This window comes from Ralstonia chuxiongensis, from assembly GCF_024158925.1.
Classification (GTDB): domain Bacteria; phylum Pseudomonadota; class Gammaproteobacteria; order Burkholderiales; family Burkholderiaceae; genus Ralstonia; species Ralstonia chuxiongensis.
On sequence record NZ_JAMYWC010000012.1, the window covers coordinates 46793 to 67814 of the forward strand.

At 63.1% G+C, this 21022-nt stretch carries 22 protein-coding genes and 1 tRNA gene; 10 read left to right on the forward strand and 13 right to left on the reverse strand.

From position 1 onward, the window contains the following. The first annotated feature begins 1 nt into the window (after position 1). Together NKG59_RS25535 and NKG59_RS25540 are read left to right on the forward strand one after the other, a co-directional pair. Positions 2-886 (forward strand): ATP-binding protein, encoded by an 885-nt coding sequence (locus NKG59_RS25535; RefSeq protein ID WP_253542982.1) that lies wholly within the window; start codon positions 2-4, stop codon positions 884-886. Then, a complete protein-coding gene (locus tag NKG59_RS25540) occupies positions 876-1325 on the forward strand; it encodes an NUDIX domain-containing protein (protein ID WP_253542984.1) in 450 nt (149 codons plus the stop codon). The genes NKG59_RS25535 and NKG59_RS25540 overlap by 11 nt, the downstream gene beginning before the upstream one ends. Here NKG59_RS25540 and NKG59_RS25545 read toward each other — a convergent pair. The 9 genes from NKG59_RS25545 to ispB form a co-directional block, all read right to left on the reverse strand. Beyond that, complete coding sequence (locus NKG59_RS25545; protein WP_024972078.1) at positions 1318-1521, reverse strand: DNA gyrase inhibitor YacG; 204 nt, start codon at positions 1519-1521, stop codon at positions 1318-1320. The genes NKG59_RS25540 and NKG59_RS25545 overlap by 8 nt on opposite strands. 8 nt (positions 1522-1529) lie before the next feature. Next, positions 1530-2288 (reverse strand): cell division protein ZapD, encoded by a 759-nt coding sequence (zapD, locus tag NKG59_RS25550; RefSeq protein WP_004633038.1) that lies wholly within the window; start codon positions 2286-2288, stop codon positions 1530-1532. Between the two features lie 135 nt (positions 2289-2423). Further along, on the reverse strand, positions 2424-3038 hold the full coding sequence (coaE, locus tag NKG59_RS25555) for a dephospho-CoA kinase (RefSeq protein ID WP_253543020.1): 615 nt from the start codon (positions 3036-3038) through the stop codon (positions 2424-2426). A 13-nt stretch (positions 3039-3051) separates the two neighbouring features. After that, positions 3052-3933, reverse strand: coding sequence for a prepilin peptidase (locus NKG59_RS25560; RefSeq protein ID WP_253542986.1), 882 nt, complete (start codon positions 3931-3933; stop codon positions 3052-3054). Continuing rightward, positions 3933-5198, reverse strand: coding sequence for a type II secretion system F family protein (locus NKG59_RS25565; RefSeq protein ID WP_253542988.1), 1266 nt, complete (start codon positions 5196-5198; stop codon positions 3933-3935). Before NKG59_RS25565 ends, NKG59_RS25560 begins: the two co-directional genes overlap by 1 nt. A 44-nt stretch (positions 5199-5242) precedes the next feature. Continuing rightward, a complete protein-coding gene (gene pilB, locus NKG59_RS25570) occupies positions 5243-6970 on the reverse strand; it encodes a type IV-A pilus assembly ATPase PilB (protein WP_253542989.1) in 1728 nt (575 codons plus the stop codon). A 259-nt stretch (positions 6971-7229) separates the two neighbouring features. After that, on the reverse strand, positions 7230-8504 hold the full coding sequence (locus NKG59_RS25575) for an HlyC/CorC family transporter (RefSeq protein ID WP_045204777.1): 1275 nt from the start codon (positions 8502-8504) through the stop codon (positions 7230-7232). 189 nt (positions 8505-8693) lie between these two features. Further along, positions 8694-8770 (reverse strand) — tRNA-Pro (locus NKG59_RS25580). Positions 8771-8796: 26 nt separating this feature from the next. Next, positions 8797-9726 (reverse strand): octaprenyl diphosphate synthase, encoded by a 930-nt coding sequence (gene ispB, locus NKG59_RS25585; RefSeq protein WP_253543022.1) that lies wholly within the window; start codon positions 9724-9726, stop codon positions 8797-8799. Positions 9727-10061: 335 nt separating this feature from the next. On the opposite strand from ispB, the gene rplU reads away from it, so the two are divergent. The 4 genes from rplU to proB all read left to right on the forward strand — a co-directional run bounded on the left by rplU (position 10062) and on the right by proB (position 13112). After that, positions 10062-10373 carry a 50S ribosomal protein L21 gene (rplU, locus tag NKG59_RS25590; RefSeq protein WP_004633023.1) on the forward strand — a complete coding sequence of 104 codons (312 nt, stop codon included), beginning with the start codon at positions 10062-10064 and terminating at the stop codon, positions 10371-10373. Between the two features lie 37 nt (positions 10374-10410). Beyond that, positions 10411-10671: a 50S ribosomal protein L27 gene (rpmA, locus tag NKG59_RS25595; protein ID WP_020747472.1), complete on the forward strand. Its 261-nt coding sequence runs from the start codon at positions 10411-10413 to the stop codon at positions 10669-10671. 192 nt (positions 10672-10863) lie between these two features. Beyond that, positions 10864-11958 carry a GTPase ObgE gene (gene obgE, locus NKG59_RS25600; RefSeq protein WP_112183598.1) on the forward strand — a complete coding sequence of 365 codons (1095 nt, stop codon included), beginning with the start codon at positions 10864-10866 and terminating at the stop codon, positions 11956-11958. 29 nt (positions 11959-11987) lie between these two features. Then, positions 11988-13112, forward strand: a complete 1125-nt coding sequence (gene proB / locus NKG59_RS25605; RefSeq protein ID WP_253542991.1) for a glutamate 5-kinase — start codon at positions 11988-11990, stop codon at positions 13110-13112. An 89-nt stretch (positions 13113-13201) separates the two neighbouring features. On the opposite strand, the gene NKG59_RS25610 is transcribed toward proB, so the two are convergent. Together NKG59_RS25610 and NKG59_RS25615 are read right to left on the reverse strand one after the other, a co-directional pair. Further along, the gene (locus NKG59_RS25610; RefSeq protein WP_253542993.1) at positions 13202-13831 is read right to left on the reverse strand and encodes a CNP1-like family protein; all 630 of its coding nucleotides are present in this window, start codon (positions 13829-13831) and stop codon (positions 13202-13204) included. Between the two features lie 5 nt (positions 13832-13836). Then, a complete protein-coding gene (locus tag NKG59_RS25615; protein ID WP_024979159.1) occupies positions 13837-14544 on the reverse strand; it encodes an RNA pyrophosphohydrolase in 708 nt (235 codons plus the stop codon). A 220-nt stretch (positions 14545-14764) separates the two neighbouring features. Between NKG59_RS25615 and NKG59_RS25620 the strand changes: the two genes are divergently transcribed. The 4 genes from NKG59_RS25620 (at position 14765) to NKG59_RS25635 (ending at position 18814) form a co-directional block, all read left to right on the forward strand. Further along, the gene (locus NKG59_RS25620) at positions 14765-16489 is read left to right on the forward strand and encodes a proline--tRNA ligase (protein ID WP_253542995.1); all 1725 of its coding nucleotides are present in this window, start codon (positions 14765-14767) and stop codon (positions 16487-16489) included. A gap of 23 nt (positions 16490-16512) precedes the next feature. Then, the gene (locus tag NKG59_RS25625; RefSeq protein ID WP_253542997.1) at positions 16513-17274 is read left to right on the forward strand and encodes a lytic transglycosylase domain-containing protein; all 762 of its coding nucleotides are present in this window, start codon (positions 16513-16515) and stop codon (positions 17272-17274) included. Positions 17275-17340: 66 nt separating this feature from the next. Continuing rightward, positions 17341-18207 carry a 2OG-Fe(II) oxygenase gene (locus tag NKG59_RS25630; protein ID WP_253542999.1) on the forward strand — a complete coding sequence of 289 codons (867 nt, stop codon included), beginning with the start codon at positions 17341-17343 and terminating at the stop codon, positions 18205-18207. Positions 18208-18220: 13 nt separating this feature from the next. Next, on the forward strand, positions 18221-18814 hold the full coding sequence (locus NKG59_RS25635; protein WP_253543001.1) for a MarC family protein: 594 nt from the start codon (positions 18221-18223) through the stop codon (positions 18812-18814). Positions 18815-18882: 68 nt separating this feature from the next. Here the strand turns inward: NKG59_RS25635 and NKG59_RS25640 are convergent, their stop codons facing one another. Both NKG59_RS25640 and ffh read right to left on the reverse strand, forming a co-directional pair. Beyond that, entirely contained in the window at positions 18883-19431 is a 549-nt protein-coding gene (locus NKG59_RS25640) for a hypoxanthine-guanine phosphoribosyltransferase (protein WP_024979154.1), read from the reverse strand. 68 nt (positions 19432-19499) lie between these two features. After that, positions 19500-20915 carry a signal recognition particle protein gene (gene ffh, locus NKG59_RS25645; protein ID WP_045204785.1) on the reverse strand — a complete coding sequence of 472 codons (1416 nt, stop codon included), beginning with the start codon at positions 20913-20915 and terminating at the stop codon, positions 19500-19502. Positions 20916-21022: the final 107 nt, after the last annotated feature.

Sequence of the window (21022 nt, forward strand, 5' to 3'; positions counted from 1 at the left end):
CATGTCGTCCGACCTTTCCGCACGGCTCGACCGCTTTCTTGGGCGGCTTGAGCAATGGCTTCCCCCCGAACTGACCGAGGCAGATTGGAACGAGGCCGTTGCCTTCCGCTGGCGCAAACGTCAGAGCCTGTTCGGCAACATTGGCTATCTCGCGCCGATCCGCCAACTGCCGCCGATCCACCTGAGCGATCTGCACAACATCGAGCGCCAGAAAGACGCCATCGTCGCTAACACGCGCCAGTTCGTGCGCAAGTTGCCGGCCAACAATGTGCTGCTCACGGGCGCACGTGGCACCGGCAAGTCATCGCTCATCAAGGCGTGTCTGAACGAATTCGTGAAGGAAGGGCTGCGCCTTGTTGAAGTCGACAAGGATGATCTGGCAGACCTGGGCGATATCGTTGAGCAACTGTCGACGCGTTCGGAGCGCTTCGCGATCTTCTGCGATGACCTTTCGTTCGAAGAGGGCGAATCGGGCTACAAGGCGCTGAAGTCTGCGCTGGACGGCTCGGTGGCAACGCAGTCAGACAACGTGCTGATCTACGCGACGTCCAACCGGCGCCATTTGCTGCCGGAATACATGAAGGACAACGAGACCTATCAGCACACATCGGACGGCGAAATCCATCCGGGTGAGGTGGTGGAGGAGAAGATCTCGTTGTCGGAGCGCTTTGGGCTGTGGCTGTCGTTCTATCCGCCCAAGCAGGACGAATATCTGACCATCGTCGGCCACTGGCTCCGGCATTTCGGCTGCAGCGAGGAGGACATCGCCGCCGCACGTGGCGATGCGCTGGTCTGGGCGCTCGAGCGTGGCTCGCGTTCGGGCCGCGTGGCATGGCAGTTCGCCCGCGACTGGGGCGGCAAGCATGGGCGGCGACATGTCGACTGACAATCTGACGCAAGTGCCACCCACGCACACGCCCGACGGCCGCAAGATCACCGAAGTGGCCGTTGGCGTACTGGTGCAGCCGGACGGCCAGTTCTTGCTGGCGCAGCGCCCCGAGGGCAAGCCGTATGCGGGCTACTGGGAATTCCCTGGCGGCAAGCTTGAAGCGGGCGAATCGGTGGAAGCTGCGCTCACGCGTGAGCTGAAGGAAGAGCTGGACGTCACGCTACGCACCTGCGTGCCCTGGCACACCATCGAGCACGACTACCCGCACGCGTACGTGCGCCTGCACTTCTGCAAGGTAACGGCGTGGGATGGGACATTGCGCGCGCTGGAAGGCCAGGATTTTGCCTGGCAGACGCTGCCGATCAACGTTGAGCCGGTGTTGCCGGCAACGTTGCCCGTCTTCGAATGGATGCGCGAGGAAGCGACGTCTAGTTGAGTCTGCCGCTCGTATCGTTGCCAGGTGCGTCGGGCAGGTCGTCTTCTTCGACTACGGGGATGGTGTACTGTTCGGCGGCCCAGGCACCCAGGTCGATCTGCTTGCAGCGTTCGGAGCAGAAGGGGCGGTAGCGGCTCTCAGGCACCCAGGGCACGGGCTTGCCGCAGCTGGGGCATTTGACAGTCTTCACATTCATGGTGCGGCTCAGAAATTACAGAGCTTCAGCTGGAACGGGATATCCGCATCGACCGGCTTGGGTCTCAGGTCGCCATCCTGCTGGGTAAAGCGCACCCAGAGCATGTACTTGTTGGCGCTGATCTCGGGAATGAACCCCAGCGCCGACTCATCCAGGCGCACCTGCATCAGCTGGTACACGCGGCCCGACAGCATCTGCTGATAGCTGCCAGCGTTAGCAATCACCTTGCCACTCTGGCCCGATTCGCGCAGCAGGCGCAGCACGATCATCGTGGCGTCGCGCAGCGGCACCAGCGGTTGGGCCCATTTGATGATGTCGGCGCGGCGGCGCTCGGCGGGGTGATGCTGCCAAGCAAAATACGCGGGCAGATCAAACTCGCACGTACCGCCGGGGATGATCGCGCGGCTGCGGATGCTCGTCAGCCACTCGTTGTCGGCGATGAGCTGGCCCGCCTTGCCATGTGTGGCAGTGAGATTGCCCGAGGCGGTTTCCAGCTCGCTGATGACGGCATCAAGCGCGTCCTGATCGATCTGCGGGTTGGCGCGCAGCGCGGTGAGCGTCTGGCGCTGGCGATCGAGTTCTTTCAGGAGATCGGACTTGAGGTCGGCACGCCCGGCGACGTCCACCACTTCGAACAGCGTGGTCAGGGCCACATGGTGCTGTAGCGGGTGTTCCTGCACAAGAAAGAAATCCAGCCGCTCGAACAGGTCTTCGAGGCGCAGCAGCGTCCGAATGCGTTCGTTGAAGGGATATTCGTACAGGATCAAAACTTGGGTGCCCGGTGTGCTGGCCCGCTGGCATATGCGGCCCCGAAGCCCATTTGGCCTCGATCTGCCCGCATTCTATGCGAGACCCTCGTTCATCACAATGCAAAGGGCTGTGACGACCGCTTTCAGACCGTTTCAGTTCGCCCTGTAGGTTAGGTCCAGATGGTCGATCTGCGGCAGGAGGTCGGCCAGCGTACCGCTGTTGTCGATCACGTCGTCGGCTGCGGCAAGGCGGGCTTCGCGTGAAGCCTGGCGCGCGATGATGGCTTCCACCTGCGCGCGCGGCAGCCCGTTACGGGCCATCACGCGGGCGATCTGCGTCTCAACCGGGCAGTCGACCACCAGAATGCGGTCGACCAGCGTGCGCCAGCTGTGATGCCCGGCGAGGGACTCCACCAACAGGGGGACCACGTAGACAAGGTACGGATGCACGTCTGACGCCCGCGCCGCTGCGCCACGCGATAGCGCAATCTCGCGGATGAGCGGATGCGTGATCTGCTCCAACCGCGATTTGGCAGTGGCATCGGAGAAGGCGAGAGCGCGCATGGCATCGCGGTCCATCGCGCCGTCGGCGCGCAGGATACCGGCGCCGAACGTCTCGACCAGCTTGGGGATGGCGGCACCGCCCGGTGCGGTGATCTCGTGGGCGATGGCGTCCGTGTCGACAATGGCGGCACCGCGCTCCGCCAAGCGGTCTGCCACGTAGCTCTTGCCGCTGCCGATGCCGCCGGTCAGGCCGATCACACGCATGCTGGCCATGACCTTATGGTGCAAGCAGGGGACCGAAGCCAGCCATCATGAGCAATTGCGGCCCGGCCAGCAGTGCGATCACGCCGGCCCCGGCAATGAATGGCCCGAACGAGAACGGCGATTCGCTGGTCGCGCCGCGCGCAATGCGCACGAGCCCAAACACCAGTCCCACGACCGACGAGAGCAGCACCAGCAGAGGCAGCGCCTGCCAGCCGAACCACGCGCCGAGTGCGGCCATCAGCTTGAAGTCGCCGTAACCCATGCCTTCACGCCCGCGCAGCAGCTTGTAGGCCCAGTAGATCGACCACAGGAACAGGTAGCCGGCCATCGCGCCAATCACCGCGTCGTGTAGGTGCGTGAACATGCCGAACAGGTTCACGCCCAGCCCAAGCCAAAGCAGCGGCTGGGTGATGGCGTCGGGCAACAGTTGCGTGTCGGCGTCGATCATCGTGCCGGCGATCAGGAACCACAGCAGCACCGCCGATGCGACTGCCACCCACGTCGGGCCGAAGTGCCATAGGCAGGCCGCCGTCAGCAGGCCGGTGACCAGTTCCACAGCAGGATAGCGCCACGAGATGGGCGTTTTGCACGCACTGCACCGGCCGCGCAGCGCAAGCCAGCTCAACACGGGGATGTTCTCGATCGCCTTGATCTGATGGCCGCACGACGGGCACGCCGAGCGCGGCACGATCAGGTTGTATGCGTCGGGATGGGGCAACGGCTCTTCGCGCAGTTCGGCGATGTAGTTGGCTTCCTCTCGCTCGATCATGCGCGGCAGGCGGTGGATCACCACGTTGAGGAAGCTGCCGACCAGCAAGCCCACCAGCGCGCCGGCCGCAATGACAAACCACGCCGGCAGTTGCGCCAGCGTGGGAATGACAAACAACTCGGGCATCAGACCACCTGACCCAGCTTGAAGATCGGCAGATACATCGCCACGACCATGCCGCCGATCAGTACGCCCAGGATGACGATGATGAGGGGTTCAATCAGGGTGGATATGTTGGCTACGGCGTCGTCGACCTCGCGCTCATAGAACTCGGCCACCTTGAGCAACATGCTGTCGAGGGCACCGGATTCCTCACCGATCTGGGTCATCTGCAGCACCATGTTGTCGAACACGTGCGTGGCTTGCATGGCGTTGGTCAGGCTGGTACCGATGCGCACGGCTTGCTGGATCTCGATCGTGGCATCGTGATAAATCCAGTTGCCGGCTGCGCCGGCCACCGATTCCATCGATTCCACGAGCGGCGTGCCGGCTGCAAACATGGTGGCCAGGGTGCGCGTCCAGCGGGCGATGGTGGCCTTGCGGATAATGTTGCCGAAGATCGGCATGCGCAGAATCCAGCGGTGCGTGGAGCGCTGCACGTTCTCCGAGCGCTTAAACGCCCGGGCGAATAGCGTAATGGCAATGAGGGGCGCGAAGACGATGATGTACCACCATTGCACGAAGAAGTCCGAGATGCCCATCACTACCAAGGTTGGAGCGGGCAGTGTGGCGCCGAAGCTCGAGAATACGCTCTTGAAGGACGGCACCACGAAAACCATCAGCACCACCGTCACCAAGAAGGCCACCGTCAGCACCGAGATCGGATAGATCATCGCCGACTTGATCTGCGCCTTCAACGCGATCGACTTCTCCATGTACAGCGAAAGCCGCTCGAGCAGCGCATCCAGAATACCGCCTTGCTCGCCGGCGTCGATCAGGTTGCAGTACAGCGGGTCGAAATACTGCGGATGACGGCGGAAGGCCTGCGCCATGCTGCTGCCCGACTCGATATCGAAACGGATTTCCGTCAGCAGTTGCGTGAAATTCGGATTGGCGTGGCCCTTCGCGATGATGTCGACCGACTGAAGCAGCGGGACGCCGGCCTTCAACATGGTCGAGAGCTGGCGCGTGAAGTAGGCGATGTCCTTCGGCGTGATCTTCTTGCCGCGGGCCGCACGGCGGCGCTTGGACTTGGTGATCGACAAGCCTTGCTTGCGCAGGACGGCATTCACCTCGGTGATGCTCTCGGCGCGCATCTCGCCCTTGAAGATCTTCCCTTTGCGATCTTTGCCTTCCCACTCGAAGATGTACTGCGTGGGCGCCTTTGTCTTGGCGGTCTTTCGCGCTGGCGCGGCGGCCGCGCGATTCGCGGCAGGTGCTCGTGTGGCCATGGTTGGTTCCTACCCCCCGGTATGGGAACGATTGATCGAGAAGGTTATTGGTTCGTTGTGGCCAGCACTTCCTCAAGGGAAGTCAGCCCCTGCTTCACTTTCCGCAAGCCCGATTCGCGCAGCGACAGTACGCCCTCTTTACGCGCCTGCTCTGCGATCTGCAGCGCAGTGCCATGCGTAAGGATGATCTCCTGGATCGCTTCGGTGATCGGCATGACTTGGTAGATGCCGACCCGGCCCTTGTAGCCGCTGCCGTTGCAGGTCTCGCAACCGACCGGGTGATATGGCTGCCACGAGCCGTCGGCGTCCGCTTCGGTAAAGCCCGCATCGAGCAGCGTTTCCCTGGGCAGCGGCCCCGGCTTCTTGCAATCCTTGCACAACCGGCGTGCCAGACGCTGCGCCGTAATCAGCAGCACCGACGACGCGATGTTGAACGGCGCAACCCCCATGTTCATCAGGCGGGTCAGCGTGGTCGGGGCATCGTTGGTGTGCAGCGTGGAAAACACCAGGTGACCGGTCTGTGCGGCTTTGATCGAGATATCGGCCGTTTCCAGATCCCGGATTTCGCCCACCATGATGATGTCCGGATCCTGACGCAGGAACGACTTCAGCGCCGCCGCAAAGGTGAGCCCCGCCTTGTCGTTCACGTTGACCTGGTTGATGCCGGGCAACTGGATTTCCGCCGGGTCTTCTGCGGTAGAGATATTGATGTCGCCCTGATTCAGTCTGTTCAGGAAGGTGTACAGCGACACCGTCTTGCCCGAGCCGGTTGGCCCTGTCACGAGCACCATGCCGTACGGGCGCTTGATCACGTCGAGCAGCAACTGCTTTTGCTCGGGCTCGTAGCCGAGCTGGTCGATATCGAGCCGCTCGGTGGACGACTCCAGAATCCGGATCACGATCTTCTCGCCGAACAGCGTCGGCAGCGTCGATACCCGGAAGTCGATGGCGCGCTCGATCGTCTCTTTGTTGTCTTTGTCCTTGCGGTCTTTCGGGACGGTGATGAGCAGCTTCATGCGGCCGTCTTGCGGCACGCGCTTTTCCGAGATATCCAGGCGCGAGAGCACCTTGATCCGAGTCGCGATCTTGTCGCGGATGTCCAGCGGCGGCTGCGCGACCTGCGCCAGGATGCCGTCGATGCGGAAACGCACACGGTAAAACGTTTCAAACGGCTCGAAGTGCAAGTCCGACGCGCCGCGCAGCAGCGCTTCGGTAAAGAGCTTCTGCAGGAAGCGAACCACGGGGGCATCGTCGATGCCGTCGGTGGTGGTGCGGCGCGTGGCGGCGGCAGCGCCCGGGTCGTACTCGATCTGCGTGGCTTCCTGCTTGGGGAAGAGCGACTTGATCTCGGCCGGGGCCTCGTTGGCAAGGCTCAGTTGGCGTACCAGCTTGTCGTGCTCGACGATGACCGTTTCGATAGCCACGTTCATCTTTTGACGCAGCTCTTCGATTGGCTTCGGATCGCTCGGGTCGGACGTGGCGAGGATGAGACGGTTTTCGCGGCGGCCCAGCGGCAAAAGACGCAACTGCGCGAAGTGCTTATTGGCCGACAGCACGGCCGGCACGGTATCGAGCTTGTACTGGGCCAAGTCCAGCAGCGGCATCTGGTACTTGCCGGCGACGAACACGGCGAGGTCGTGCGCACTCATAATCCCGCTGCCCACCAGTTCGTCGATCAGTTGCGTGCGTTTTTCACGCGCGCTCTGTTCGAGCTGGGTGAGTAGCGTGGGCGCGATCCGCCGGCTCTGCGCTAGAGCGAGTCCGAGTGTCATGAGTCCAGTCCGTCAGGCTGAAGCTGACCATTTCAGCGCGCGCCGGGCCCCACCGCCTCCAGCGTGCGCTCGCCCCCCAAGGCGATTGTTTTATGTTCTGCAGCCGGTACCCCACCCATTCGTGGGGGGTGGTGCCCGGAACCGGGGCAGTTTGCCGACCGCCCCTGCATTTGTAAAGCGCGCATCAAAGCGCAGCTTGCATTTGTGCCACATCGGCAGAAAACGCTTCTAACTGAAGCGCTTGCTCTCTAGTGTGGCGTCAACTGCGCTTTGGCTGCGGTGGCTGATGCAGCCGCACCGTGCGGATCGACTGGCTGTCCATCTGGACGATGTCCATCACGCAGCCCGCAATCTTCACGCTGACCGTCGCCTCGGGAATCTCTTCCAGCACTTCCAGTAGCAACCCGTTGAGCGTCTTCGGGCCGTCGGTTGGCAGGCTCAGGCCCAGGCGCCGATTCAGATCGCGCAACGACATTCCCGCATCCGCAAGATAAGTGCCTTCCTTGTCCCAGGCCAGCTTGCCGGCGTTGGGTAGCGTGGTGGTGAACTCGCCGATCATCTCTTCGATGATGTCTTCCAGCGTCACCAGCCCCAGCATGTCGCCGTATTCATTGACGATCAGGCCGATGCGGCGGCGATTTTCCTGGAAGTACTGCAACTGGCGGAAAACGGGCGTGCCACTCGGTACGAAATACGGCTCGGCCAGCAGGCCGCGGAAATCGTCGTGTGTGAGTTCAGTGTGCCCCAGCAGTGACAGGGCCTTGCGCACATGCAGGATGCCGATTACCTGATCGCTGTCCTGCTCGAACACCGGCAGCTTGTTGTGATAGCAGGTCTCGAGCTGCTGGACGACCTCTTCAATCGGGCGCGACAAATCGAGCGATTCAACCCGCGCGCGCGGCGTCATCACGTCGTCCACGGTGATGGCGTCAAGATCGAACAGGTTGAGCAGGATGCTGCGGTGCTTGTGCGGAATGAAGTTGCCTGATTCCAGCACCAGCGTGCGCAGTTCCTCGGTCGACATGCGCTGCTCAGGCGCCTTGCGCGTGTTGATGCGCACCAATCGCAGCACACCCATGGCAAACGCGTTGACCACCGCGACCAGCGGCGTCGAAATCTGCAGTAGCGGCTTGATGATGAAGCTGGCCGGGAAAGCAACGCGTTCTGGGTAGGTCGCGCCCACGATCTTGGGGGCAATCTCGGCGAATACGATGATCAGAAACGCGACGATGGCCGTGGCGATCGACAGCGTCGTTCCGTTGTTGCCGAAGTAATGGATGGCCAGCGTCGTAATCAGCACCGGCACGGCGGTGTTGATCAGGTTGTTGCCGATCAGGATGAGCGAGAGCAGCTTGTCGGTCTGACCGAGCAACTGCTGCGTATTGCGTGCGCCCGATACGTTGGACTTGGCAAGATGCCGCAGGCGATGGCGGTTGAGCGCCATCATCGCGGTTTCGGAAATCGAGAAGAAGGCGGAGCAGCACAACAGCAGCACGACGGCGCCAATTTGTGCCCAGAGCGGCCAAGAGTCCAAAGCGGGAGGGGAGGGACGGCGAAGCGCCCACTATAACAGAGGGGTTTGCCGCTTCTGCGCACATCGCCATTGGTCGCGCGGACAGCGCAACACCCCGCTGGATTAAGCGGACGGTGCGGAAAATGCGTGGGAACTACTGTGCGGCGATGCTGAAAACCGTGCCGCAGGAATGACTTGAATACGAGAAACTGGTCGGGGTGAGAGGATTCGAACCTCCGGCCTCTACGTCCCGAACGTAGCGCTCTACCAGGCTAAGCTACACCCCGATGCTTCTTCGCAGATCTCGTGCATGTCAGGACTGACGTTGCAGCGAGAAAGCACACAAGTCTATCAGCGTCTGGCGGAAAAGGGAAGGGGGTAATGCGTTTGCTGCTGATTCGGCAGCAGCGGCTTCGCGCTCGGCAGCTTGGCGCGTGTACTCGAGCGCGCCGGAAGCCTGAATGGCGGCGAAGATTGCATCGAAATGTTCCGTGCCGCCTTGCTCGATGGCTTGGCGCACCAGTGCGCGCTGTTCTTCCGTGCCATTCGATAGCAGATGGATGAGGGGCAGGGTCGGCTTGCCTTCGCGCAGGTCGTCGCCGGCGTTCTTGCCCATTTGATCAGCGGTGGACGTGTAGTCGAGCAGGTCATCGACGATCTGGAACGCGGTGCCGATGCGGCGGCCGTATTCGGCGGCGGCTTCTTCAGTGGCAGCGTCCGCGCCTGAGAGCACCGCGCCGATCTGGGCAGCTGCCTCGAACAGCTTGGCGGTCTTGTAGCGAATGACCTGCAGGTAGCGTTCCTCCGTCACGTCCGGGTCGTGCATGTTCAGCAGTTGCAGAACCTCGCCTTCGGAAATGACGTTGGTTGCGTCGGCCAGGATCTGCATGATGCGCATGCTGTTGGCCTGCACCATCATCTGGAAGGCGCGCGAATACAGGAAGTCGCCCACCAGCACGCTGGCCGCGTTGCCGAACACGGCGTTGGCGGTCTTTCGGCCGCGGCGCAAGTCGGATTCGTCGACCACATCGTCGTGCAGCAGCGTGGCCGTGTGGATGAACTCGACCACGGCGGCCAGCTCGTGCTGATGCTCGCCCTTGTAGCCGAGTGCATTTGCCACCAGCAGCAGGATCACCGGGCGCAGTCGCTTGCCGCCGGCGCTGATGATGTATTCGCCAATCTGATTGATCAGTACCACCTCCGAGCCTAAGCGGCGGCGGATCACGGCATCGACGGCGCGCATGTCTTCAGCGACAGGAGCGAGCAGGACGGAGGCGGAGGTCTGGGTCAAGGCGAATTCCGACAGAAGGCGTGTGGCTGATGGTCGACTTGCGCGGGAACGATGCCGCGCAAAAAACCGCGAGATTATAGAGCAACCAGGCGGTTTGCCCGATGGCGTGGCGCCCCAGGCTTGACGTGGCGGCCCGTTGCGCGGGCGCAGCACCCGATTAGGCGATTGGCCTTTGATTTGCTTGAGTTTTTCTTGTATAGTCGTGAGTTCTCTGTGTCCGTTGTCTGCGCATGCGGTCGACAAGTGGCGCAAGAGTCATGTTTTAGTTCTTTTATCGAGGTCCGACAATGTACGCGGTCGTAAAAACCGGCGGTAAGCAATACAAGGTTGCTGCTGGCGAAAAACTTAAAGTAGAACAGATACCGGCGGACGTTGGCGCAGAAATCACGCTTGACCAGGTGCTCGCAGTGGGCGCCGGCGACCAACTCAAGGTTGGTGCGCCGCTGGTGAGCGGGGCTGCCGTCAAAGCCACCGTCATCTCCCATGGTCGTCACGACAAAGTGCACATCTTCAAGATGCGCCGTCGTAAGCACTATCAAAAGCGCCAAGGGCATCGTCAAAATTACACCGAGTTGCGTATCGACTCGATCGTGGCCTAAGGCTGCGTCGTCTACGTAACCGGATAGGAGTTCAGTCATGGCACAGAAAAAAGGCGGCGGTTCCACACGGAACGGCCGCGATTCCGAGTCGAAGCGCCTGGGCGTGAAGGTGTACGGTGGCCAAGCCATCAACGCTGGCGGCATCATCATTCGCCAACGCGGCACCCGCACGCACGCTGGCGTGAACGTGGGCATGGGCAAGGACCACACCCTCTTCGCGCTGGTCGATGGCCACGTGAAGTTCGCCAATCGCGGCGAAGGCAAGAAGCAGTTCGTCGACGTTGTTCCGGCGGCCTGATTCAGCCTTGTAGTAGAAAGGCCCCGCACCCGTGCGGGGCTTTTTCGTTTCTGGCCGCTAACAAAACGCGACCCTGATCCTGGGCGGTACGCTGCTTCTTGGCGTGTGTTTCCAGGCGCGTTCTGTTAGCGATGGCGCAGCAGCGCCGATTCTTTTACCTGCCGTGCGCACGCCGCACGGGCGGAGACCTCCATGAAGTTCATCGACGAAGCCCGGATTGAAGTGATCGCTGGTGACGGCGGCAACGGCAGCGCCTCGATGCGCCGCGAGAAATTCGTCCCGTTTGGCGGACCGGACGGCGGCGACGGTGGGCGTGGCGGCAGCGTGTGGGCTGTGGCTGACCGCAACATCAATACCCTGATCGACTATCGCTTTGCCAAGAAGCATCTCGCGCGCAACGGCGAAAACGGCCGAGGTGCCGACTGCTATGGCGCTGCTGGCGATGACATCACGCTGCGCATGCCCGTGGGCACGGCCATTTACGATGCCGACACGGAAGAGCTGATTGCCGACTTGACGATCGACGGCCAGCGCCTGTGCCTGGCACAGGGCGGCGAGGGCGGCTGGGGCAACATCCACTTCAAGTCGAGCACCAACCGCGCGCCGCGCCAGAAGACCGACGGCAAGGCCGGTGAGCGTCGCAACCTGCGCCTCGAGTTAAAGGTGCTGGCCGACGTGGGCTTGCTCGGCATGCCCAATGCGGGCAAATCGACGCTGATCACCGCCATTTCCAATGCGCGCCCGAAGATTGCCGACTACCCGTTCACGACGCTGCACCCGAACCTGGGTGTGGTCCGGAGTGGCCCATCGAAGTCGTTCGTGGTGGCAGACATTCCCGGCCTGATCGAAGGTGCAGCGGAGGGGGCCGGTCTGGGCCACCAGTTCTTGCGCCACCTGCAGCGCACGCGCGTGTTGTTGCATGTGGTGGATCTCGCCCCGTTCGACGAGAACGTCGACCCGGTGGCCGAAGCCAAGGCGATTGTCGGCGAGCTGAAGAAATACGACGCTGAACTCTTCGACAAGCCGCGCTGGCTCGTGCTCAACAAGCTCGACATGGTGCCTGAGGACGAACGCGAAGCGCGCGTGAAAGACTTCGTGAAGCGCTTCAAGTGGAAGGGCCCGGTGCACCGCATTTCTGCGTTGACGCACGATGGCACGCAGGCGCTTGTCCACGCGATCCAGGAATACCTCGACGAGCTGCGCGCCGAAGAGGACGCCGCAGCGGCCGCGCCCGACCAGCGTCTGGATCCGACACTGCACAACGTCGACCACGACGATCAAGCCTAAACACAACATCCTTCGGAGACACGTCCACCATGGCCCTGCATTCGCTGATTGCCGATGCGCGCCGCCTTGTCGTCAAGGTCGGTTCCAGCCTGGTTACCAACGATGGCCGTGGCCTCGACCAGGCAGCCATTGCCCGCTGGGCCGCGCAGATCGCGGCGCTACGGGCGGCGGGCAAGGAAGTCGTGCTGGTCAGCTCCGGCGCCATCGCCGAGGGCATGCAGCGGTTGGGCTGGGCCAAGCGTCCGAAGGAAATTCATGAGTTGCAGGCTGCCGCTGCCGTCGGGCAGATGGGGCTGGCGCAGGTGTACGAATCTGAGTTCGCGCGGCACAGCATCCGCACGGCGCAGGTGCTGCTCACGCATGGCGATTTGGCCGATCGCGAGCGCTACCTCAACGCGCGCTCCACGCTGCTCACGCTGCTGAGCCTCGGTGTCGTGCCGATCATCAACGAGAACGACACGGTCGTCACCGATGAGATCAAGTTTGGCGACAACGATACGCTGGGCGCGCTTGTCACCAATCTGATCGAAGGCGATGCGCTGATTATCCTGACAGACCAGCGCGGCCTGTATACCGCTGACCCGCGCAAGGACCCGGACGCCCGCTTTGTCGACGAGGCTCAAGCCGGCACACCCGACCTTGAGCAGATGGCCGGCGGCGCCGGTTCGAGTATCGGCAAGGGCGGCATGCTGACGAAGATTCTGGCGGCCAAGCGTGCGGCCAAATCGGGTGCGCACACCATCATTGCTTCGGGTCGCGAGCCCGACGTGCTTGCGCGGCTGGCGAATGGCGAGGCCATCGGCACGCAACTTCGCGCGCCGACTGGTCGGTTGGCGGCACGCAAGCAATGGATGATCGATCACCTGCAGCTGCGCGGTCGCGTGGTGCTGGATGCCGGCGCAGTGGAAAAACTCACGGCCGGTGGCAAGTCGTTGCTGCCGATTGGCGTGACCGAAGTGCAGGGCGAGTTTGCGCGCGGCGAAGTGATTTCTTGCGTGGACGCTGCAGGGTTGGAAGTTGCCCGCGGGCTGACGAACTATTCGTCAGCTGAGGCCCGCTTGATTGCGCGGAAGTCGTCTTCGGAGATCGAAGCGGTGCTGGGGTACGTAAGCGCTGCGGAGTTGGTGCACCGCGATAATTTGGTCTTGCTCTGAGTTGGCGCGTTCGTGGCCCGTCCTCCCTTCGGCCCGTTAGGGGCGAAGGGAGGACGGGCCACGAAGGCCCAATCCAAATCTCCAGGCCTTTACGGCCCGAAATAGCGCGCGCTGCCGCCTAGCCGTTGCACCAGCGTGGACGCCTTTCCATCTCCCGCTACCGAGCGCACGTCGCAGAAGTAAGAGCGCATCAGCGCCGACGCATAGTCCGTCGGCCCGCCATTGCCCACGCGCTGCCAATCGGTGGCCGGCTTGTACGCGTTCATGCTGGCGGATTCAGTATTCGCGGTTTCGTTCATGTCGACCGCGCGGTTGCCGACCCACTGGTTGGTGTCATTGCGCAGCGTCGCATAGATGCGTCGTTCTGCCGTATCGCAGCGCAGGCCTTCGTAGTTCACGTTGCGCGCGCCGGTCTTGCTGGTGATCAGCACGGTGTAGCGCACCACGTTGTCCTTGCCGATCGACACCGATTTCGGATCGATGGCAAAACGCAGCGGCGAATCAGTGCGGCCACCCACGTCGAACGGTACGGCATCGCGATCGACCGGCGGGGCCGGGAAGGTCACGGCGTCTTCCTTGAAGGGCTTGTCGTTGAACGGGTCCATCAACAGCTTGTCTTCGAGGTCGCCGGTGCGGTTATGGCTACATGCCGTCAACGCTAGCGCAGCCGCCAGCGCGAGCGGCACGAGAGCGCGGCGCGCTCCACGTGTCGTCGTCATCAAATTCACGAATTGTCCTTGGGAGCCGTGTCGTCAGGGTTTGGAGAGGAGGGGGCAGGTGCGGATACGCTCACGGTTTCGACGATGACCGTCGTGGTGGTGACGGTCAGGGCTGGCTGGGCGTACTGCTCGTTTCGGCCGCTCTGGCCGCCAGAACGTTCACGGTGATCGCGCGCATCACGTCCGTCGCGCTCACGGTGCTGCCCGCCGCGCCCGTAGGGCGAGAGCGGTGCGCGAGTCTGCCGCTGCACGAAGCGCGAAAGCTCCGACAGCGCCAGCTGATACACCTCGCGTTTGAACTCGATGACGGCCTCGAGCGGCACCCAGTACTGGCTCCACCGCCACGCATCGAATTCCGGATGCTCGGTGGCGCGCAGTTGGATGTCGCAGTCGCGACCGACCATGCGCAGCAGGAACCAGATCTGTTTCTGGCCCCGGTAATGGCCGCGTATCTCGCGGCGGATGAACTTGTCCGGCACCTCATACCGCAGCCAGTCGCGCGTGCGACCGACGATCCGGACGTGTTCTGGCAACAGGCCGACTTCTTCGTGCAGTTCGCGGAACATCGCTTGTTCGGGCGTCTCGCCGTACTTGATGCCGCCTTGTGGAAACTGCCAGGAGTGCTCGCCAATGCGCTTGCCCCAGAACACCTCGTTTCTTGCGTTGATGAGGATGATGCCGACGTTCGGGCGGAAGCCTTCACGATCGAGCATGACTGCACCTCGAATACTTTAGAATTACGCCGATTATAGAGCGGCCCGTCGCTCGGCTGTCACAGACGCCGAAATGTTGCCGCTCACTCGCGCCTCCTGGGGGAGGGGCGTCGATTGCGCGAATGTGCGCTAGGCGCCTCGTCTCATCTCCTGATTCCGGTGGCTTTTGCCCTTGTTCTCGCGGCTTTGGTTAGCCGCGTCATCCCTTATTGTCAGTCGCATGAAAGCGTCCCAATTCTTCATTTCCACGCTCAAGGAAGCGCCCGCCGACGCGGAGATCGTCTCGCACAAGTTGATGATGCGTGCCGGCATGATCAAGAAGCTTGGCGCGGGCCTCTATACGTATATGCCCGTGGGGCTGCGCGTGATCCGCAAGGTCGAGCAGATCGTGCGTGAGGAAATGAATGCCGCCGGCGCGGTGGAAGTGCTGATGCCGGTGGTACAGCCGGGCGAGCTGTGGCAGGAGACCGGCCGCTGGGACAAGATGGGCGACGAACTGCTGCGCTTCAAGGATCGCCACGAGCGCGACTTCGTCATGCAGCCGACGTCGGAGGAGGTGGTGACCGATATCGCCCGCACCGAAATCCGCTCGTACAAGCAACTGCCGGTCAATTTCTACCAGATCCAGACGAAGTTCCGTGACGAGCGCCGCCCGCGTTTCGGCATCATGCGCGGCCGCGAATTCACGATGAAGGACGCGTACTCCTTCGACCGCGACGCCGAGGGCCTGAAGGTGTCGTACCAGAAGATGTACGACGCTTACACGCGCATCTTCCAGCGCTTCGGCCTGGAATTCCGCGCCGTGGCGGCCGATAACGGCGCCATCGGCGGGTCGGGCTCGCACGAATTCCACGTGATTGCCGACACGGGCGAAGACGCCATCATCTATTGCCCGGATTCGGACTACGCCGCCAACATCGAGGCCGCCGAAGCCCTGGCCCCGGCTGCACCGCGTGGGGCAGCCACCGAGGCGCTTACCAAGACGCATACGCCCGGCCGCGCCAAGTGCGAGGCCGTGGCCGAACAATTGGGTATTGCGCTGCAGCGCACGATCAAATCCATCGTGCTGGCCACCGAAGTCGAGGGCGGAGAGCCTCAGATCTGGCTGCTGCTGCTGCGCGGCGATCATGAACTCAACGAGGTCAAGGCATCGAAGGTGCCTGGCCTGGCTGACTTCCGTTTTGCCACCGAAGGCGAAATCCTGCGTGCGTTCGGCACGCGCCCAGGCTATCTCGGCCCGATCGGCACGAAGCTGCCGGTGAAGGTCGTGGCCGATCGCACGGCGGCTGCCATGAGTGATTTCGTGGTCGGCGCCAACGAAGAGGATTACCACTTCACCGGCGTGAACTGGGGCCGCGACCTGCCCGAGCCCGAGGTCTACGACCTGCGTAACGTGGTGGCGGGCGATCCGTCGCCGGATGGCAAGGGCACTCTGGCCATCTGCCGCGGCATCGAAGTTGGCCACGTTTTCATGCTGGGCACGCGTTACTCCGAGGCGATGAACGCGACGTTCCTTGATGAAAACGGCAAGACCCAGCCGATGGTGATGGGCTGCTACGGTATCGGCATCACGCGGATCCTGGGTGCGGCCATCGAGCAGAACTACGATGCGCGCGGGATCATCTGGCCGGCGTCGATTGCGCCGTTCCAGGTGGTGATCTGCCCGGTGGGTTACGACCGCTCCGACGCCGTGCGCGAAGAAGCGGACCGCCTGCACGCCGAACTGGTTGCCGCCGGTATCGACGTGATGCTGGACGATCGCGGCGAGCGCCCCGGCGCAATGTTCGCCGACTGGGAGCTGATCGGCGTGCCGTTCCGCGTGGTGGTGGGCGACCGTGGCCTGAAGGAAGGCAAGCTGGAATTCCAGGGCCGCCGCGACGAAGCTGCCACCGCCGTGGCACCGGCCGACGTGCTGGCTACGCTGAAGGCGCGTCTCGCGCAATAACGTAACGACAGGACCCGCCACGCATGCCCCGCTTGTTCTCCGCCCACCTGATCGCCACTGCGCTGTGCGCAGGGACGTTGCTCGCGGGCACGCAGGCGGCGTGGGCGGGTGCCCAGAAAGAGGAGTACCTGGCGGATTCCGTGCGCAGCGCGCTGTCTGCCGCGGTGGCCGACAGCCGCCCGCTGCGCCCGGTATTTGCCAGCAACGACGAGCAACTCGGCTACCTGCGCTGGCTGGCAGAGATGTCGGTGCGCATGTCGAGCAAGATTCCGCAGGCATCGGTGCGTGTCGAACTGATCGAGACGGCGTATTACGAAGCCAAGCGCGCAGGCTTGGACCCGGCGCTGGTGCTCGGCCTCATCCAGGTGGAAAGCGGTTTCCGCAAGTACGCCATGAGCAGTGCCGGTGCGATGGGCCTGATGCAGGTGATGCCGTTCTGGACACGCAGCATCGGCGACAACGACGCGCGCAAGCTCTTCCATCTGCAGAGCAACCTGCGTTATGGCTGCACGATCCTGCGGCATTACCTCGACATGGAGGGCGGCAATCTGTACCTGGCGCTGGGCCGCTACAACGGCAGCCGCGGGCAGCCGCAATATCCGAATGCCGTGCTGGCTGCCTGGAAGCGCTGGCAGTATCAGGAGTCGAGCGCGATGACGGTGTCTGCACCGGTTCCTGCCGAGCCCCTTCGGTCCGCGCCTCGCGCCAAGGCATTGCCGGAAGTGCCGGCGCGCAATCCGTTCTCGCCGCTGCGTATTGCTGGCGGTCCCGCCGGCGGTTCGTGATCTTCTGTCGGCGAACGGTGGGCCTACAATAGGGCCATCTCTCGCTCGCCCGCATCTCCATCCCGCATGTCCACCACCCAACCGTACGCGACGATGTCTGACGCGCTGCGCGACTGGCTGCAGCGTCACGTGACCGAAGGTTTCGAAGCCGAATCCCTGGTGGCGTCGATGGTGCAATCCGGCTACGACCGCGCCTTCGCGCGCCGTGTCGTCGATGAGGCGCTGACGGCCCGCGCGCCTGCCCCGATTGCCGCGCCCGCGCCGACACCCGTCGCCGACCAGGCGGTCGAAAACAGCAACGCCGTGCATACCGCCGATGGTGACATCCCCATCCTGTTTGCGATCGAAACGCCGCGCATCGTCCTGTTCCAGCACTTTCTGTCGGACGCCGAGTGTGACGAACTGATCGCGATCGGGCGCAACCGCCTCAAACGTTCGCCCGTGGTGAATCCCGATACGGGCGAGGAAAATCTCATTTCGGCACGCACCAGCCAGGGCGGGATGTTCCAGGTGGGCGAGCATCCCTTGATCGCCAAGATCGAGGCACGCATCGCGCAGGCCGTGGGCGTGCCGGTCGAACACGGCGAAGGCTTCCAGGTGCTGAACTACCAGCCCGGCGGCGAATACCAGCCGCACTTCGACTTCTTCAACCCGGGCCGCAGCGGCGAGGCGCGCCAGCTTGAAATCGGCGGCCAGCGCGTGGCCACCATGGTCATCTACCTGAACAGCGTGCAGGCCGGCGGCGCGACGGGCTTTCCGAAGCTCGGGCTAGAGGTGGCGCCGGTCAAGGGCAATGCGGTCTTCTTCGTCTACAAACGCCCCGACGGCACCCTGGACGAAGACACGCTGCATGCCGGGCTGCCGGTCGAGCGCGGTGAGAAGTGGATCGCCACCAAATGGCTGCGTGAACGCCCATACCGTCGCGGCGCCTGATCGACGTTAGGCGATGGAATACACGTTCCTCTCCGCAACCGTCCTGCTGGTGCTGATCACCGATCCGCTCGGCAACATTCCCATCTTCATCTCGGCGCTGCGGCCGGTGGCGCCCGAACGCCGCAACCGCGTCGTGCTGCGCGAGGTCGGTATTGCGTTCATGCTGCTGCTCGTCTTCATGTTCTTTGGCGAGAGCTTCCTGCGCATGATGAGCCTGACCGACATGTCGCTGCAGATTGCGGGCGGCATCGTGCTATTCCTCATCGCACTGCGGATGATCTTCCCGCGTGAGGGTGGTGCCGAGTCGCAGCCCACCGGCGAGCCCTTCATCGTGCCGCTGGCGATTCCGGCCATCGCGGGGCCGTCGGCGATGGCCACGGTGATGCTGCTGGTGTCACAGGCGCCCGGGCGCATGTGGACGTGGGTCGGCTCGCTATGCGCGACGATGGCCGTGTGCGCCGTGGTGCTAATGAGCGCCACGCACATCCAGCGCCTCGTGGGCGAGCGCACGGTGATGGCGTTTGAGCGACTGATGGGGTTGATTCTGGTGGCGATCTCAGTGGAGATGCTGCTCAAGGGCATCCGCATGTTCGCGCACCAGCTTTGACCGCAGGGCGTGGGCAAACAAAAAGGGCGACTCATTCGTCGCCCTTTTTTGTTTGCCGCGGTGCCGCCTCAGGTGTTCTTGAGCGCGCGGATGGTCGGCAGGTTGCGCCAGTAGCCCTTGGCGTCCATGCCGCAGCCGAACACGTAGCGGTCCGGCACATTGAAGCCGCAGAAGTCCGGATACAGCGGCTTGGACTTGCTGAGCGTCTTCTCGCACAGCACGGCGGAGTAGAACTCGGCGGCGCCCATGTCGATGATGCGCGAGCGGATGGCGGCCATCGTTTCGCCTTCGTCGAGGATGTCGTCGAGCACCAGCACCGTGCGGCCCTTGACCGACTCGCGCGGTGCCACGCGCCACTGCATCTCGCCGCCCACCGTCTTGTTGTTGTAGCGCGAGAGGTGGATGTAGTCGAACTCCAGCGGGAAAGCCAGCTTGGGCAGCAGCATGCCGGTGAAGACGGCTGCGCCGCCCATCACGGACAGCACCATCGGGAAGGTGTCGCCGATCTTCTCGGTGATCTGTTCGGCCATGCGGTCCAGCGAGCCGCGCACGGCGTCTTCGCTGACAATTTCTTCGGAGTTGGCCCAGAGTTCGCGGGCCTGTTCTGCGCTCAGCATCGTGTCAGTTCGGTGAAACGGTTCGGTGTGTGGATCAAAGGTGCGATTCAGGAAGGAGGGTAGCCCGCTCAGCGGCCGCCGAACATCCCCTTCATGCCGCCTTTCATGCCGCCCATGGCGCGCATCATCTTCATCATGCCGCCGCCTTTGAGCTTTTTCATCATGCCTTGCATCTGCTCGAATTGGTTGAGCAGACGGTTGACTTCCTGCACCTGCACGCCCGCACCGGCGGCAATGCGGCGCTTGCGGCTCGCCTTGATGAGTTCGGGCTTGGCACGCTCGGCGGCCGTCATGCTGTTGATGATGCCTTCCATGCGGCGGACCTGCTTTTCCGCCTGGTCCATGTTGGCGCCCTGCGCCTGTTGCGCGAACTGTGCCGGCAGCTTGTCCATCAGGCTGCCCAGGCCGCCCATCTTCTTCATCTGGCCGATCTGGGCCTTGAAATCTTCGAGGTCGAAGCCGCCGGTCTTCTTGATCTTGGCCGCAAGCTTCTGCGCCTCTTCCATGTCGACACCGCGCTGGGCTTCTTCCACCAGCGCAAGGATGTCGCCCATGCCCAGAATGCGCTGGGCCATGCGGTCGGGATAGAACGGCTCCAGCCCGTCGAGCTTTTCGGCCACACCGACGAACTTGATCGGCTTGCCCGTGATGTGACGTACCGACAGCGCAGCGCCACCGCGCGCATCCCCGTCGAGCTTGGTCAGCACCACGCCGGTCAGCGGCAGGGTGTCGTTGAAGGCCTTGGCGGTGTTGACGGCATCCTGGCCGAGCATCGCGTCGACCACGAACAGCGTTTCAGCCGGCTTGAGCGTGGCGTGCAGCGCGGCGATCTCCTGCATCATCGCCTCGTCGATACCGAGGCGGCCGGCCGTATCGACGATCAGCACGTCGTGGTAGTGCTTCTTGGCCCAGTCCAGTGCTGCAGCGGCAATATCTACCGGCTTCTGGTCGGGCTGAGAGGGGAAGAAGTCCGCGCCGACCTGCTCGGAAACGGTCTTCAACTGGGCGATGGCGGCGGGGCGATACACGTCGCACGACACCGTCAGCACTTTCTTCTTCTTGTTTTCTTTGAGCCACTTGGCCAGCTTACCGACCGTGGTGGTCTTACCCGCGCCCTGCAGACCGGCCATCAGGATGATCGCGGGTGGCGTGACGTTGAGGTTCAGCTCCGCCGCGCGGCCGCCCATGATGTTGTTGCCGACGCCTTCCAGCGCTTCCTGGCCGCCGATGATGGCCGTCAGTTCGCGCTGCACGATGCCGACCAGCGCCTGGCCAGGCGAAAGGCTCGTGATGACGTCTTCGCCGAGCGCTTTTTCCTTGACGCGAGCAATGAACTCACGCACGACCGGCAGCGCCACGTCGGCTTCGAGTAGTGCCAGGCGGACTTCGCGCAGCATCTCGGCGGTGTTGGCTTCGGTCAGGCGCGCTTCGCCGCGCATGGTCTTGACCACGCGCGCAAGCCGTTGGGTCAGGTTATCCAGCATGACAGTGACAGGGATCCGGAATTGGGAACGGGATGAAGAGGAGGCCGGCGCGCATTTGGCTTGCACCGGCAGGGAACGTGCTTAATGCGCGCATGTTGCGTTCCCGC

Bases quoted from the DNA above. Each gene is read 5' to 3' on its own strand.
- NKG59_RS25630 (WP_253542999.1), top strand. From the start codon at position 17,341: ATGTCCACCACCCAACCGTACGCGACGATGTCTGACGCGCTGCGCGAC.
- obgE (WP_112183598.1), top strand. From the start codon at position 10,864: ATGAAGTTCATCGACGAAGCCCGGATTGAAGTGATCGCTGGTGACGGC.
- NKG59_RS25640 (WP_024979154.1), bottom strand. From the start codon at position 19,431: ATGCTGAGCGCAGAACAGGCCCGCGAACTCTGGGCCAACTCCGAAGAA.
- NKG59_RS25560 (WP_253542986.1), bottom strand. From the start codon at position 3,933: ATGCCCGAGTTGTTTGTCATTCCCACGCTGGCGCAACTGCCGGCGTGG.
- ffh (WP_045204785.1), bottom strand. From the start codon at position 20,915: ATGCTGGATAACCTGACCCAACGGCTTGCGCGCGTGGTCAAGACCATG.
- NKG59_RS25620 (WP_253542995.1), top strand. From the start codon at position 14,765: ATGAAAGCGTCCCAATTCTTCATTTCCACGCTCAAGGAAGCGCCCGCC.
- ispB (WP_253543022.1), bottom strand. From the start codon at position 9,726: ATGCGCGCCGTCGATGCCGTGATCCGCCGCCGCTTAGGCTCGGAGGTG.
- NKG59_RS25535 (WP_253542982.1), top strand. From the start codon at position 2: ATGTCGTCCGACCTTTCCGCACGGCTCGACCGCTTTCTTGGGCGGCTT.
- rpmA (WP_020747472.1), top strand. From the start codon at position 10,411: ATGGCACAGAAAAAAGGCGGCGGTTCCACACGGAACGGCCGCGATTCC.
- NKG59_RS25545 (WP_024972078.1), bottom strand. From the start codon at position 1,521: ATGAATGTGAAGACTGTCAAATGCCCCAGCTGCGGCAAGCCCGTGCCC.
- NKG59_RS25625 (WP_253542997.1), top strand. From the start codon at position 16,513: ATGCCCCGCTTGTTCTCCGCCCACCTGATCGCCACTGCGCTGTGCGCA.
- NKG59_RS25635 (WP_253543001.1), top strand. From the start codon at position 18,221: ATGGAATACACGTTCCTCTCCGCAACCGTCCTGCTGGTGCTGATCACC.
- proB (WP_253542991.1), top strand. From the start codon at position 11,988: ATGGCCCTGCATTCGCTGATTGCCGATGCGCGCCGCCTTGTCGTCAAG.
- rplU (WP_004633023.1), top strand. From the start codon at position 10,062: ATGTACGCGGTCGTAAAAACCGGCGGTAAGCAATACAAGGTTGCTGCT.
- pilB (WP_253542989.1), bottom strand. From the start codon at position 6,970: ATGACACTCGGACTCGCTCTAGCGCAGAGCCGGCGGATCGCGCCCACG.
- NKG59_RS25610 (WP_253542993.1), bottom strand. From the start codon at position 13,831: ATGACGACGACACGTGGAGCGCGCCGCGCTCTCGTGCCGCTCGCGCTG.
- coaE (WP_253543020.1), bottom strand. From the start codon at position 3,038: ATGCGTGTGATCGGCCTGACCGGCGGCATCGGCAGCGGCAAGAGCTAC.
- NKG59_RS25615 (WP_024979159.1), bottom strand. From the start codon at position 14,544: ATGCTCGATCGTGAAGGCTTCCGCCCGAACGTCGGCATCATCCTCATC.
- NKG59_RS25565 (WP_253542988.1), bottom strand. From the start codon at position 5,198: ATGGCCACACGAGCACCTGCCGCGAATCGCGCGGCCGCCGCGCCAGCG.
- NKG59_RS25540 (WP_253542984.1), top strand. From the start codon at position 876: ATGTCGACTGACAATCTGACGCAAGTGCCACCCACGCACACGCCCGAC.